Origin of the sequence: Pseudomonas massiliensis, assembly GCF_000826105.1 — a bacterium.
Classification (GTDB): Bacteria; Pseudomonadota; Gammaproteobacteria; order Pseudomonadales; family Pseudomonadaceae; genus Aquipseudomonas; species Aquipseudomonas massiliensis.
Map to the genome: position 1 here is coordinate 359,305 of NZ_CCYK01000007.1, position 13,728 is coordinate 373,032.

General features: G+C 62.7%; 15 protein-coding genes. 13 read left to right on the plus strand and 2 right to left on the minus strand.

Annotation, left to right across the window (positions count from 1 at the left end; all coding sequences use genetic code 11):
• Positions 1 to 6: 6 nt before the first annotated feature.
• From BN1188_RS12490 to hisC, 10 genes are all read left to right on the plus strand, one after another.
• The gene (locus BN1188_RS12490) at positions 7 to 816 is read left to right on the plus strand and encodes an ATP-binding cassette domain-containing protein (protein ID WP_040261799.1); all 810 of its coding nucleotides are present in this window, start codon (positions 7 to 9) and stop codon (positions 814 to 816) included.
• Positions 816 to 1,613 carry a lipid asymmetry maintenance ABC transporter permease subunit MlaE gene (gene mlaE, locus BN1188_RS12495; protein ID WP_040261800.1) on the plus strand — a complete coding sequence of 266 codons (798 nt, stop codon included), beginning with the start codon at positions 816 to 818 and terminating at the stop codon, positions 1,611 to 1,613. Before BN1188_RS12490 ends, mlaE begins: the two co-directional genes overlap by 1 nt.
• Positions 1,613 to 2,080, plus strand: a complete 468-nt coding sequence (gene mlaD / locus BN1188_RS12500; protein WP_040261801.1) for an outer membrane lipid asymmetry maintenance protein MlaD — start codon at positions 1,613 to 1,615, stop codon at positions 2,078 to 2,080. The genes mlaE and mlaD overlap by 1 nt, the downstream gene beginning before the upstream one ends.
• 10 nt (positions 2,081 to 2,090) lie before the next feature.
• Positions 2,091 to 2,744, plus strand: coding sequence for an MlaC/ttg2D family ABC transporter substrate-binding protein (locus BN1188_RS12505; RefSeq protein WP_040261802.1), 654 nt, complete (start codon positions 2,091 to 2,093; stop codon positions 2,742 to 2,744).
• Positions 2,741 to 3,043 carry an STAS domain-containing protein gene (locus BN1188_RS12510; RefSeq protein WP_040261803.1) on the plus strand — a complete coding sequence of 101 codons (303 nt, stop codon included), beginning with the start codon at positions 2,741 to 2,743 and terminating at the stop codon, positions 3,041 to 3,043. The genes BN1188_RS12505 and BN1188_RS12510 overlap by 4 nt, the downstream gene beginning before the upstream one ends.
• A 106-nt stretch (positions 3,044 to 3,149) precedes the next feature.
• Positions 3,150 to 3,389: a BolA family protein gene (locus tag BN1188_RS12515; RefSeq protein WP_040261804.1), complete on the plus strand. Its 240-nt coding sequence runs from the start codon at positions 3,150 to 3,152 to the stop codon at positions 3,387 to 3,389.
• A 21-nt stretch (positions 3,390 to 3,410) separates the two neighbouring features.
• Positions 3,411 to 4,676 (plus strand): UDP-N-acetylglucosamine 1-carboxyvinyltransferase, encoded by a 1,266-nt coding sequence (murA, locus tag BN1188_RS12520; RefSeq protein WP_040261805.1) that lies wholly within the window; start codon positions 3,411 to 3,413, stop codon positions 4,674 to 4,676.
• A 67-nt stretch (positions 4,677 to 4,743) separates the two neighbouring features.
• The gene (gene hisG, locus BN1188_RS12525; protein ID WP_040261806.1) at positions 4,744 to 5,379 is read left to right on the plus strand and encodes an ATP phosphoribosyltransferase; all 636 of its coding nucleotides are present in this window, start codon (positions 4,744 to 4,746) and stop codon (positions 5,377 to 5,379) included.
• Between the two features lie 131 nt (positions 5,380 to 5,510).
• Positions 5,511 to 6,824, plus strand: a complete 1,314-nt coding sequence (gene hisD / locus BN1188_RS12530) for a histidinol dehydrogenase (RefSeq protein WP_040261807.1) — start codon at positions 5,511 to 5,513, stop codon at positions 6,822 to 6,824.
• A 2-nt stretch (positions 6,825 to 6,826) separates the two neighbouring features.
• A complete protein-coding gene (gene hisC / locus BN1188_RS12535) occupies positions 6,827 to 7,870 on the plus strand; it encodes a histidinol-phosphate transaminase (protein WP_040261808.1) in 1,044 nt (347 codons plus the stop codon).
• 150 nt (positions 7,871 to 8,020) lie between these two features.
• Here hisC and algW read toward each other — a convergent pair whose 3' ends face one another.
• A complete protein-coding gene (algW, locus tag BN1188_RS12540) occupies positions 8,021 to 9,178 on the minus strand; it encodes a Do family serine endopeptidase AlgW (protein WP_040261809.1) in 1,158 nt (385 codons plus the stop codon).
• 108 nt (positions 9,179 to 9,286) lie between these two features.
• Between algW and BN1188_RS12545 the strand changes: the two genes are divergently transcribed.
• The 3 genes from BN1188_RS12545 to cysN all read left to right on the plus strand — a co-directional run bounded on the left by BN1188_RS12545 (position 9,287) and on the right by cysN (position 13,202).
• Positions 9,287 to 10,045, plus strand: coding sequence for a Nif3-like dinuclear metal center hexameric protein (locus BN1188_RS12545; protein WP_040261810.1), 759 nt, complete (start codon positions 9,287 to 9,289; stop codon positions 10,043 to 10,045).
• Positions 10,046 to 10,176: 131 nt separating this feature from the next.
• Positions 10,177 to 11,094, plus strand: a complete 918-nt coding sequence (gene cysD, locus BN1188_RS12550; protein ID WP_040261811.1) for a sulfate adenylyltransferase subunit CysD — start codon at positions 10,177 to 10,179, stop codon at positions 11,092 to 11,094.
• Positions 11,095 to 11,303: 209 nt separating this feature from the next.
• Positions 11,304 to 13,202 (plus strand): sulfate adenylyltransferase subunit CysN, encoded by a 1,899-nt coding sequence (gene cysN, locus BN1188_RS12555; RefSeq protein ID WP_040261812.1) that lies wholly within the window; start codon positions 11,304 to 11,306, stop codon positions 13,200 to 13,202.
• A gap of 58 nt (positions 13,203 to 13,260) precedes the next feature.
• On the opposite strand, the gene BN1188_RS12560 is transcribed toward cysN, so the two are convergent.
• Positions 13,261 to 13,698 carry a Z-ring associated ZapG family protein gene (locus BN1188_RS12560; protein ID WP_040261813.1) on the minus strand — a complete coding sequence of 146 codons (438 nt, stop codon included), beginning with the start codon at positions 13,696 to 13,698 and terminating at the stop codon, positions 13,261 to 13,263.
• Positions 13,699 to 13,728 lie beyond the last annotated feature (30 nt).

Consider the following 13,728-nt stretch of genomic DNA (forward strand, 5'->3'; position numbering starts at 1 on the left):
GAACGAATGAGTGCTGAACACGCCTACGCCGTCGAGCTGAAGGGCGTTACCTTCAAGCGCGGCGCGCGCAGCATTTTCGAGAATGTGGATATCCGCATTCCACGCGGCAAGGTCACCGGGATCATGGGGCCGTCCGGCTGCGGCAAGACGACCCTGCTGCGCCTGATGGGCGCTCAGCTGCGGCCCGCCAAGGGCCAGGTATGGGTGAACGGGCAGAACCTGCCGGAGCTGTCGCGCAGTGACCTGTTCGATGCCCGCAAGCACATGGGCGTGCTGTTCCAGAGTGGCGCGCTGTTCACGGACCTGGACGTCTTCGAGAACGTGGCGTTCCCGCTACGGGTGCATACCGACCTGCCCGAGGAAATGATTCGCGACATTGTGCTGATGAAGCTGCAGGCCGTGGGGCTGCGCGGTGCGGTGGAGCTGATGCCCGACGAGCTTTCCGGAGGCATGAAGCGCCGGGTGGCCCTGGCGCGCGCTATCGCCATGGACCCGCAGATCCTCATGTACGACGAGCCTTTCGTCGGCCAGGACCCGATCGCCATGGGCATGCTGGTGCGCCTGATCCGATTGCTCAACGACGCCCTGGGGATCACCAGTATCGTGGTGTCCCACGACCTGGCCGAAACCGCGAGCATCGCCGATTACCTTTATGTAGTGGGCGACGGTCAGGTGCTGGGGCAGGGTACCCCGGCCGAGCTGATGGCCTCGGATAACCCGCGCATCCGTCAGTTCATGAAAGGCCAGGCAGACGGGCCGGTTCCTTTCCATTTTTCCGCGCCAGCCTTGGCCGAAGACTTTCTGGGGAAGCGCTGATGCGTCGCAGGTCCATAGTGGAGCGGGTTCGCCTCTTGGGGCGAGCTGCCATCGACATCATCGCAGGGCTGGGTCGCGCCACTCTGTTTCTTCTTCACGCCTTATTCAGTCGCGGCGGAGTGTCCGGTGGGTTTGCCCTGCTGGTGCGGCAGCTGTACTCGGTCGGTGTGTTATCCCTGGCCATTATCGTGGTATCCGGGATCTTCATTGGCGGCGTGCTCTCGCTGCAGGGTTTCAGCATCCTGGCCAAATACGGTTCCGAGCAGGCGGTAGGCCAGATGATTGCCCTGACCTTGCTGCGTGAGCTGGGGCCAGTGGTCACCGCCTTGCTCTTCGCCGGGCGCGCGGGTTCGGCCCTGGCCGCGGAAATCGGCAACATGAAAGCCACCGAGCAGCTCTCCAGCCTGGAAATGATCGGCGTCGACCCGCTCAAGTACATCATCGCGCCGCGGCTCTGGGCGGGCTTCATTTCCCTGCCGGTGCTGGCGGCCATGTTCAGCGTCGTGGGCATCTGGGGCGGGTCCTGGGTAGCGGTGGACTGGCTCGGGGTCTATGAAGGGTCGTTCTGGGCCAACATGCAGAACAGCGTCAGCTTTACCGAGGATGTCCTCAATGGCGTGGTGAAGAGCCTTGTGTTCGCCTTCGTGGTCACCTGGATCGCGGTGTACCAGGGCTATGACTGCGACCCTACGTCAGAAGGAATCAGCCGCGCGACTACCCGTACCGTGGTCTACGCCTCCCTGGCCGTATTGGGCCTGGACTTCATTTTGACCGCTTTGATGTTTGGAGATTTCTAATGCAAAACCGCACCCTGGAAGTCGGTGTCGGCCTGTTTCTGCTGGCCGGGATCCTCGCGCTGTTGCTGCTGGCCCTACGGGTCAGCGGGCTATCCCCGACCTCCGCCCACGACACTTACAAACTCTACGCATATTTTGACAATATCGCCGGCCTGACTGTCAGAGCCAAGGTGACCATGGCTGGCGTGACCATCGGCAAGGTCACCGCCATCGACCTGGACAAGGACACCTTCACCGGTCGGGTGACGCTGCAACTGGACAAGAGCGTGGATAACCTGCCGGTGGATTCGACCGCTTCCATCCTGACGGCCGGCCTGCTGGGCGAGAAGTACATCGGGGTGAGCGTGGGTGGCGAGAGTGCCGTCCTGAAGGACGGTCAGACAATCCATGACACACAATCCTCGCTGGTGCTGGAGGATCTGATTGGCAAATTCTTGCTCAATAACGTGAGCAAAGAAGCGAAATAAAGGAGTTCACATGATAGCCATTTTGCGTCGAGCCCTGGTCGCCATGCTGCTGGCCGTGCCGCTACTGGCCAATGCCGCGGCGGGCAGCTCCGCCCATGACCTGGTCAAGGGCACCACCGACGAGCTGCTGGCCGACCTGAGCGCCAATCGCGACGCCTACCGCCACAACCCCTCGGCCTTCTACGCCGCGCTCAACCGCATCGTGGGCCCTGTGGTGGACGCCGACGGCATCTCGCGCAGCATCATGACGGTCAAGTATTCGCGCAAGGCGACGCCGGAGCAGATGGCTCGCTTCCAGGAAAACTTCCGCCGCAGCCTGTTCCAGTTCTATGGCAACGCCCTGCTCGAGTACAACAACCAAGGCATCACGGTCGACCCGCCCAAGGACGAAAGCGGTGAGCGGACCTCCGTCGGCATGCAGGTGCGCGGCAACAACGGTGCGGTCTACCCGGTTTCCTATACGCTGGAGAAGGTCCAGGGCCAGTGGAAAGTGCGGAATGTGATCGTCAACGGCATCAACATCGGCAAGCTGTTCCGCGACCAGTTCGCCGACGCCATGCAGCGAAACGGCAACGACCTGGACAAGACCATCGACGGCTGGGCTGGCGAGGTCGCCAAGGCCAAGGAAGCCGCCGGCAACCAGCCTTTGCAGGAGCAGCAATGAGCCTGGCTTCGTTAAGGCTGGTAGACAACCAGCTGCATCTGCAAGGCGTGCTGGATTACCGCACCGGGACCAGCCTGCGCGCCGAGGCCCGGGATCTGGTGCCGCGGGTAAGCGGCGGCCAGGTGGTGGTGGATTGCCGCGCCGTGGAGAAGGCCAGCAGCGTGGGCGTGTCCTTGTTGCTGGCGCTGGCCCGTGATGCCCAGGCAGCTGGCAAGACGCTGAGCGTGAGCCACATGCCGACGGACCTGTGCCAGATTGCCGAGGTCTGTGGCGTTTCGCCTTTGCTGCGCAGCGCCTGACACCCGTGCTCGGGAAAAGCCCGCCTGGTCTGCGAAGCTCGCAGCCAGCGGGCTTTTTTTGTATCATGGCCGACCCGCGCGCACAGGGCGCCGACCGAGGTTGATCATGCAGGCCCTAGAAGTCAAAAGCTTCCTTGAAGCGAAGCTGCCCCAAGTCCAGGTGGAAGTCGAAGGCGAAGGCTGCAACTTCCAGTTGAACGTCATCAGCGACGAGCTGGCCGCGCTCAGCCCGGTCAAGCGTCAGCAGCAGGTCTATTCGCACCTCAATCCCTGGATCGCCGATGGCAGCATCCATGCCGTGACGATGAAATTTTTCACCCGCGCAGCCTGGGCTGAGCGCACCTGAGCCATAGGCTTCGAGAGTGTTATGGACAAACTGATTATTACCGGCGGTGCCCGCCTCGATGGCGAGATCCGCATTTCCGGCGCGAAGAACGCCGCCCTGCCGATTCTGGCGGCAACCCTGCTGGCCGATGGGCCGGTCACGGTGGCGAACCTCCCGCACCTGCACGACATCACCACCATGATCGAGCTGTTCGGGCGCATGGGCATCGAGCCTGTGATCAACGAAAAGCTTGCAGTGGAGATCGACCCGCGCACCATCAAGACACTGGTCGCGCCCTATGAACTGGTCAAGACCATGCGTGCGTCCATCCTGGTGCTGGGCCCGATGGTCGCCCGCTTCGGCGAGGCGGAAGTCGCCTTGCCAGGCGGCTGCGCCATCGGCTCGCGTCCGGTGGATTTGCACATCCGAGGCCTGGAAGCCATGGGCGCGGTCATCGACGTGGAAGGTGGCTACATCAAGGCCAAGGCACCGGAAGGCGGGCTGCGCGGCGCCAACTTCTTCTTCGATACCGTCAGCGTGACCGGTACCGAGAACATCATGATGGCCGCGGCCCTGGCCAAGGGGCGCACCGTGTTGCAGAACGCCGCCCGCGAGCCGGAAGTTGTCGACCTGGCCAACTTCATCAATGCCATGGGTGGCAACGTCCAGGGCGCTGGCACCGACACCATCACCATCGAGGGTGTGGAGCGTCTGCATTCGGCCACCTACAAGGTCATGCCCGACCGCATCGAAACCGGTACCTACCTGGTAGCCGCTGCCGTGACCGGTGGCCGGGTCAAGCTCAAGGATACCGACCCGACCATCCTCGAGGCGGTGCTCGACAAGCTGCGCGAAGCCGGTGCCGAGATCACCTCCGGTGAAGACTGGATCGCCCTGGACATGCACGGCAAGCGCGCGCGCGCGGTCAACCTGCGTACCGCCCCCTATCCGGCGTTCCCTACGGACATGCAGGCACAGTTCATCTCCCTGAACGCCGTTGCCGAAGGCACCGGGGCGGTCATCGAGACCGTGTTCGAAAACCGTTTCATGCACGTGTACGAGCTGCTGCGCATGGGTGCGCATATCCTGGTCGAAGGCAATACCGCCGTGGTCACTGGCGTGGAAGGCCTCAAGGGCGCCCCGGTGATGGCCACCGACCTGCGCGCCTCGGCAAGCCTGGTGTTGGCAGCCCTGGTTGCCGAAGGCGATACCCTGATCGACCGCATCTACCACATCGACCGTGGCTACGAGTGCATCGAGGAAAAACTGCAGATGCTGGGCGCCAGGATCCGCCGCGTGCCGGGCTAGCGCCAACGCACCTGGCGGCTTCGGCCATCCTGCATCGTTAACGAAAGAAAAGGGCTCTGCTTCTTCCATGCTGACCATCGCTTTGTCCAAGGGCCGTATCCTCGACGACACCCTGCCGTTGCTGGCGGATGCGGGCATCGTCCCGACCGAGGATCCGGACAAGAGCCGCAAGCTCATCATCCCCACTACCCAGGATGATGTCCGCCTGCTGATCGTGCGTGCCACCGACGTGCCCACCTACGTCGAGCACGGCGCCGCCGACCTCGGCGTGGCGGGCAAGGACGTGCTCATGGAGTATGGCGGCCAGGGCCTGTACGAACCCCTCGACCTGAAGATCGCCCGGTGTCGCCTGATGACCGCCGGCGCCATCGGGGCACCCGTGCCCAAGGGGCGGCTGCGGGTAGCGACCAAGTTCGTCAACGTCGCCAAGCGCTATTACGCCGAACAAGGCCGCCAGGTCGATATCATCAAGCTCTACGGCTCGATGGAGCTTGCCCCGCTGGTAGGCCTGGCGGACAAGATCATCGACGTGGTGGACACCGGCAACACCTTGCGGGCCAACGGCCTGGAACCCCAGGAGCTGATCGCCCACATCAGTTCGCGCCTGGTCGTGAACAAAGCGTCCATGAAGATGCAGCATGCCCGCATCCAGGCACTGATCGAGACCCTGCGCAAGGCAGTGGAATCCCGACACCGGGCCTGACCCTTCGGCGCGCATCCTGCGCGCTTCGCTATCCACGCCATAGCCGCCTTCGATCGAAGGAAAGGCCCAAATGGCGTGGTGGCCCTGCTAGATTACCCATCCCGTTACACACTCGCAGACCGAGGCCAGCCATGACCGAACCGACCGCCATCCGCCGACTTGACGCCACTACTGTGGATTTCGCGCGGCATCTGGATCATCTGCTGAGCTGGGAAAGCGTTTCCGATGACGCTGTGAACGGTCGCGTGCTGGAAATCATCGACGCGGTGCGCCAACGGGGCGACGCGGCCCTGGTGGAATACACCCAGCGCTTCGATGGGGTGCAGGCCAAGGCCATGACGGACCTGATCCTGCCACGGGCCCGGCTGGAGCAGGCTTTGGAGCGCATCACCCCAGCCCAGCGGGAAGCCTTGGAAACGGCTGCTGCCCGCGTGCGTGCCTATCACGAAAAACAGAAACAGGATTCCTGGAGCTACACCGAGGCCGATGGCACGGTGCTTGGGCAGCAGGTCACGCCCCTCGACCGCGCCGGGCTCTATGTGCCCGGTGGCAAGGCCAGCTACCCCTCGTCGGTGCTGATGAACGCCATTCCGGCCAAGGTCGCGGGCGTGCCCGAAGTGGTCATGGTGGTGCCGACGCCCCGTGGCGAGGTGAACGAGCTGGTGCTGGCCGCCGCCTGCATCGCCGGTGTGGACCGAGTGTTCACTATCGGTGGCGCCCAGGCCGTCGCGGCGCTGGCCTATGGCACCGAAAGCGTTCCCCCGGTGGACAAGATCGTCGGCCCGGGGAACATCTATGTAGCCACCGCCAAGCGCCATGTCTTCGGCAAGGTAGGTATCGACATGATCGCAGGCCCGTCGGAGATCCTGGTGGTCTGCGATGGCGGCACCGACCCGGACTGGATCGCCATGGACCTGTTCTCTCAGGCCGAGCATGACGAGGACGCCCAGGCGATCCTGGTCAGTCCGGACCAGGCCTTCCTTGACCAGGTGGCACTGAGCATCGACAAGCTGTTGCCCACCATGGAGCGGGCCGAGATCATCCGTACCTCGCTGAACAACCGCGGCGCGCTGATCAAGGTGGCCGACATGGCCCAGGCCATCGAAGTGGCCAACCGGATCGCTCCCGAGCACTTGGAGCTATCGGTAGCCGATCCGCGTCAATGGCTGCCTTCGATTCGTCATGCCGGGGCCATCTTCATGGGGCGTCACACCAGCGAGGCCCTTGGCGACTATTGCGCCGGGCCGAACCACGTACTGCCTACCTCCGGTACCGCCCGGTTCTCTTCACCGCTGGGTGTCTACGACTTCCAGAAGCGATCGTCGGTGATCTTCTGCTCGGACGAGGGTGCGTCCGTGCTGGGGCGCACGGCCTCGGTACTGGCTCGGGGCGAGTCCCTTACCGCTCACGCACGTAGCGCTGAATACCGAATCAAGGAAGCCTGACCATGAGCAAATTCTGGAGCCCCTTCGTCAAGCAACTGGTGCCCTATGTGCCGGGCGAGCAGCCAAAGCTGAACAACCTGGTGAAGCTCAACACCAACGAGAACCCGTACGGCCCCTCACCCTTGGCATTGCAAGCCATGCAGGCGCAGATCGGCGATGACCTGCGCCTGTACCCCGACCCGAACGGCGACCGCTTGAAGCAGGCCGTGGCCGCTTTCTATAACGTGCAGCCGGGGCAGGTGTTCGTTGGCAACGGCTCGGATGAAGTGCTGGCGCATATTTTCCACGGGTTGTTCCAGCAAGAGCGCCCACTGCTCTTCCCGGACATCAGCTATAGCTTCTATCCGGTCTATTGCGGGCTCTATGGCATCGACTTCGAACAGGTCGCGCTCAATGACCGCTTCGAGATCGAACCCGCCGACTATGCGCGCCCCAACGGCGGCATCATCTTCCCCAACCCCAACGCGCCAACCGGCTGCCTGCTTGGGCTCGATGCCATCGAGCGGATCCTGGCCGACAGTCCGGATTCGGTAGTGGTGGTCGACGAAGCCTATATCGATTTCGGTGGGGACAGCGCCATCGCGCTGGTAGATCGCTATCCGAACCTTTTGGTGACCCAGACACTGTCCAAGTCCCGCTCATTGGCCGGGCTGCGGGTAGGCCTGGCAGTAGGGCATCCGGACCTGATCGAGGCTCTGGAACGCGTCAAGAACAGCTTCAACTCCTATCCTCTGGATCGCATCGCCCTGGCCGGGGCCGCCGCGGCCTTCGAAGATCGCGCCTGGTTCGACGAAACCCGTGGACGCGTGATCGACAGCCGGGAAAAGCTGGCCGCCGAGCTGCGGCAGCGCGGCTTCGAGGTGCTGCCTTCGGGCGCCAACTTCATCTTCGCGCGCCATCCGGAGCGGGACGCTGCGCAGGTCGCCGCGCATCTACGTGAGCGCAGCGTGATCGTTCGCCACTTCAAGCAGCCACGCATCGCCCAGTTCCTGCGTATCACCATCGGCACGCCGGAACAGAACCGAGGGTTGCTGGACGCGCTGTAACCCAGGCGGCTGGCGTCAGCAAGCGAAAAGCTTTGTTCGCTTGCTTCCACCGGAGGGGCAGTCAGGCAGGACGTGAAACGTCGGACGGGGGGCAGCGGCAGCTGACGAACCGGCCCTGACTGCTGGCCGATTCTACCGCTTCGCTGGCGCCTACTCTTCCTTGGGCGCGGCCGGCGCCGGCGGCGGACGCAGGCCCACTTCGGCGGTGAGTTTCAGGGTTTTGCCCTTGCGCATCACCTCGATATCGATCTTGTCGCCGGGTTTGGTGCGTGCCACCTGGTTCATGGACTTACGGCCATCGGCGGCGGGCTCTTTGTCGATGCTGAGAATGACGTCGCCCAGTTGCAGCCCCGCCTTCTGCGCCGGACCGTCCCGGAATACGCCCGCTACTACGATTCCCGGGTGGTCTTTCAAGCCAAAGGATTCGGCCAGGTCTTCGGTCAGCGGTTGAACTTCGATGCCCAGCCAGCCGCGTATCACCTGGCCGTGCTCGATGATCGCCTTCATGACTTCCAGGGCCAGCTTGGTCGGAATGGCGAAGCCGATACCCTGGGAACCGCCAGACTTGGAGAAAATGGCGGTGTTGATGCCGGTCAGGTTGCCATTGGCGTCGACCAGGGCACCGCCCGAGTTGCCTGGGTTGATGGCCGCGTCTGTCTGGATGAAGTCTTCATAGGTATTGAGGCCCAACTGGTTGCGACCGGTAGCGCTGATGATGCCCATGGTGACGGTCTGGCCGACACCGAAGGGGTTGCCGATGGCCAGCGCCACATCACCGATGCGCAGGTTGTCCGAGCTGCCGATGGTGATGGCGGGGAGGTTCTTCAGGTCGATCTTCAATACCGCCAGGTCGGTTTCCGGGTCGCTGCCAATGACCCGCGCCAGGGTTTCCCGGCCATCCTTCAAGGCCACCACGATCTGATCGGCGCCGGAGGTCACATGGTTGTTGGTCAGCAGGTAGCCCTCGGGGCTCATGATGACCGCCGACCCCAGGCTGGATTCCCAGCGGCGCTGGCGCGGCAGGTTGTCGCCGAAGAAGCGGCGGAATTGAGGGTCTTCGAACAAGGGATGCGAGGACTTGTTCACGACCTTGGTGGTATAGAGGTTCACCACGGCCGGGGCGGCGATGGTCACCGCGTCGGCGTAGGAAATCGGACCCTGGATGACGGTCGCCGATTGCGGTGCCTGTTGCAGGTTCACGTCCTGGCTGGGCAGCCCTACCCATTCCGGAAAGCGTAGGATGATCAGGAGCGCGACCAGAACGCCGGTCACCAGAGGCCAGCTGAAATAACGCAGGACGATCGACATCGGGGGGTCCTAAAGGAGGGAGCGTTTTCACAGGGCCGGGGCGGCCGCATAATGGGCGCCATTATACGAGGGCTTCGGCCCCCGCGAACTGCCTTTATGGAGAGTTTTATGGCCGTGTCACTCAGCACCCTGGTCGAGGAAGCCGACCGTTACCTGGGCAGCGCCCGGATGGCCGATTACTGCCCCAATGGGCTCCAGGTGGAAGGGCGCCCTCAGGTAAGGCGTATCGTCAGTGGGGTAACGGCCAGCCAGGCGCTGCTCGATGCCGCGGTCGCCGCCGACGCGGACCTGGTGCTGGTACACCATGGCTATTTCTGGAAGGGGGAAAACCCTTGCGTGGTAGGCATGAAGCAGCGTCGGCTCAAAACCCTGCTACGTCATGACATCAGCCTGCTGGCCTATCACCTGCCCCTGGATGTGCATCCGGAGGTAGGCAATAACGCCCAATTGGCGGCCCGCCTGGGGTTGACTGTCGAAGGTCCGCTGGACCCGGCGGATCCAAAGGTGGTAGGGCTGGTGGGGTCGCTGGATACTCCTCAAACTGCCCTGGCGTTCTCGCGGCGGGTCGCTCAGGTGCTGCAGCGTGAGCCGCTGGTGGTCTGCAACGGACAGCCCGTACGCCGGGTGGGTTGGTGCACTGGAGGCGGGCAGGGTTATATCGATACTGCCATTGCCGCCGGCGTCGATCTTTACCTGACCGGGGAAGCTTCAGAGCAGACGTTCCACAGTGCCTGCGAAAATGGCGTGTCCTTCATCGCCGCAGGACACCACGCCACCGAGCGCTATGGAGTGCAGGCCCTGGGTGAGTATCTGGCGCAGCGGTTCGCCCTGGAGCATCATTTTATAGATTGCCCGAATCCGGTCTAACTGGCGGGCATATGCTCATACCTTTTGGGTCTAAGACGCGTGCCTTATATGCCGCAGACCCTGTGATACAGTGTCCGGCTCCAAAACGGCCCGTAGGCCGTCCCCATCTGCAAAGCAATCCGTGAGTAGCCATGGTCGATAAACTGACGCACTTGAAACAGCTCGAGGCGGAGAGTATCCACATCATTCGTGAGGTGGCAGCCGAGTTCGACAATCCGGTGATGCTGTATTCCATCGGCAAGGATTCGGCGGTGATGCTGCATCTGGCACGCAAGGCCTTCTTCCCGGGCAAGCTGCCGTTCCCGGTGATGCATGTGGATACCCGCTGGAAATTCCAGGAGATGTACAAGTTCCGCGACCGCATGGTCGAGGAGATGGGCCTGGACCTGCTCGTGCACATCAATCCCGAGGGCGTGGCTCAGGGCATCAATCCCTTCACTCACGGTAGCGCCAAGCATACCGACATCATGAAGACACAGGGCCTGAAGCAGGCGCTGGACAAGTACGGTTTCGACGCAGCCTTCGGTGGTGCTCGACGCGACGAGGAAAAATCCCGTGCCAAGGAACGGGTGTACTCGTTCCGCGACAGCAAGCACCGCTGGGACCCCAAGAACCAGCGCCCCGAGCTGTGGAACCTGTACAACGGCAAGGTGAACAAGGGCGAGTCGATCCGCGTGTTCCCGTTGTCCAACTGGACCGAACTGGACATCTGGCAGTACATCTATCTGGAGCAGATCCCGATCGTTCCGCTGTACTTCGCCGCCGAGCGTGACGTGATCGAAAAGAACGGCACCCTGATCATGATCGACGACGAGCGTATTCTCGAACACCTCAGCGACGAAGAAAAAGCGCGTATCGTCAAGAAGAAGGTCCGCTTCCGTACCCTGGGTTGCTATCCGCTGACCGGCGCAGTCGAGTCCGACGCCAAGAGCCTGACCGACATCATCCAGGAAATGTTGCTGACGCGTACCTCCGAGCGCCAGGGGCGGGTCATCGACCACGATGGCGCGGGTTCCATGGAAGACAAGAAGCGTCAGGGTTATTTCTAGAACTTCGAGCTACAAGCGGCAAGCCGCAAGCCGGATGTGGATTCCCGGTTTTTGCATCGCCGCTTGGGTCGCTTGCAGCCTAGAAGCGCCTGCGGTTGGATTACCGAAGCCCGCGAGCTTCCAGAATGCTCGCTGGGTTGATCAACAGAATTTCTAACTAGCCGTACGCTACAAGCCTGCCGCTTGAAGCTTACGGCTTGGAGCTCAAGATGAGTCATCAATCCGAACTGATCAGCGAAGACATCCTCGCTTATCTGGCCCAGCACGAGCGCAAGGAACTGCTACGGTTCCTGACCTGCGGCAACGTCGACGACGGCAAGAGCACATTGATCGGCCGTCTGCTGCACGATTCGAAGATGATCTACGAGGACCACCTCGAGGCCATCACCCGGGATTCGAAGAAGGTCGGCACCACTGGCGAAGAGGTGGACCTGGCGTTGCTGGTCGATGGCTTGCAGGCCGAGCGTGAGCAGGGCATCACCATCGACGTGGCTTACCGCTACTTCTCCACCGCCAAGCGCAAGTTCATCATCGCCGACACGCCGGGCCACGAGCAGTACACGCGCAATATGGCCACAGGTGCTTCCACCTGCGACCTGGCCATTATCCTGGTGGATGCCCGCTACGGCGTGCAGACCCAGACCCGCCGCCACAGCTATATCGCTTCGCTGCTGGGTATCAAGCACATTGTGGTGGCCATCAACAAGATGGACCTCAAGGGCTTCGATGAAGGTGTGTTCGAGGCCATCAAGGCGGATTACCTGAAGTTTGCCGAGGCGATCCAGCTGACGCCGAGCAGCCTGCATTTCGTGCCCATGTCAGCCCTCAAGGGCGACAACGTGGTCAATCGCAGCGAGCGCTCGCCCTGGTACACCGGCCCCGCGCTGATGGAAATCCTGGAAACGGTGGAAGTGGCGGCCGACCGCAACCTGACCGACCTTCGCTTCCCGGTACAGTACGTTAACCGACCCAACCTGAACTTCCGCGGTTTCGCCGGTACCCTGGCCAGCGGCGTCGTGCACAAGGGCGACGAGGTAATGGTGCTGCCTTCGGGCAAGAGCAGCCGGGTCAAGTCCATCGTCACCTACGAAGGTGAGCTGGAGCATGCCGGGCCTGGCCAGGCCATTACCCTGACCATGGAAGACGAGATCGACATCTCCCGCGGGGATCTGCTGGTGCATGCCGACAACGTGCCGCCGGTCACCGATCAGTTCGAAGCCATGCTGGTGTGGATGTCTGAAGAGCCGATGCTGCCTGGGAAGAAATACGACATCAAGCGGGCGACCAGCTACGTGCCGGGCTCCATCGCCAGCATCGTCCATCGGGTAGACGTCAACACCCTGGAGCAAGGCGCTGCCAGTGCGTTGGCGCTGAACGAGATCGGCAAGGTCAAGGTGGCGCTCGACGCCTCCATCGCCCTGGACGGCTACGCCAGCAACCGCACCACTGGCGCCTTCATCGTCATTGACCGGCTCACCAACGGTACGGTAGGGGCGGGCATGATCATCGCTCCGCCCGTAATACCCCATGGCAGCGCTGGCGCTCACGGTGCGCTGGCCCACGTCAGTGTGGAGGAACGCGTCCGCCGCTTCGGCCAGCAACCGGCTACCGTGCTGTTGACGGGCCTGTCCGGCGCGGGCAAGAGCACCCTGGCCTATGCGGTGGAACGCAAACTCTTCGATATGGGGCGCGCGGTCTATGTACTCGATGGCCAGAACCTGCGTCATGACCTGAACAAGGGGCTGCCGCAGGACCGGGCTGGCCGTACCGAGAACTGGCGCCGTGCCGCCCATGTGGCCAAGCAGTTCAACGAGGCGGGGCTGTTGACCCTGGCGGCGTTCGTGGCGCCGGATGCCGAAGGCCGTGCCCAGGCACGGGACCTGATCGGGGATCGCCTGCTGACCGTGTATGTACAGGCTTCGCCACAGGCCTGCAGCGAGCGTGACCCTCAAGGGCTATACGCCGCCGGTGGGGACAACATCCCGGGTGAGTCCTTCCCTTATGACGTACCGCTCGACGCGGACCTGGTCATCGACACCCAAGCCCTCAGCATCGAGGAAGGCGTCAGGCAGGTCATCGAGCTATTGCGCGCGCGCGGAGTCATCTGACCCGCCGCGGGCTTGCCGCTCACCTGCGAAAAGGGCCTCGATCGAGGCCCTTTTTCATTTACTTGCGTTTCAACCCATATTGCTCGTCGAGCATGCCCGGCATGTCCGGCCCCTTGGGGGCGTAATCCTTCGGCGCTTCATGATCCTTGGGCGGGGTCAGCCGGTCACGGCTCGAAGCGCTCGGCTCGGCGTGCAGGGCCGCCAACAGGCGCTGGCGTGTCAGTTCGTCGGTAGCCAGCTGATTGGCGCCTTCGGCCAGGTGTTCCTGAACCTCCTGGTAGCTCTGGGTCAGCTTCTTGACCAGCACCGCTGTGCTGTTGAAGTGGGTAACCACCTCGTGCTGATAGTTATCGAATTTCTGCTGCAGCTCATCCAGCTGGCGCTGGGTGCCGCCGGGCACGGCGTTAGGGGCCAGGCGTGCAATGAGGAAGCCGGCGACCAGGCCCACCACGAGGGCCAGTGTGGGTAGCAACCAAACCAAGAGCGAGAGTTCCACGAGTCCTTCCTCTGTAAACGACTTTGCATT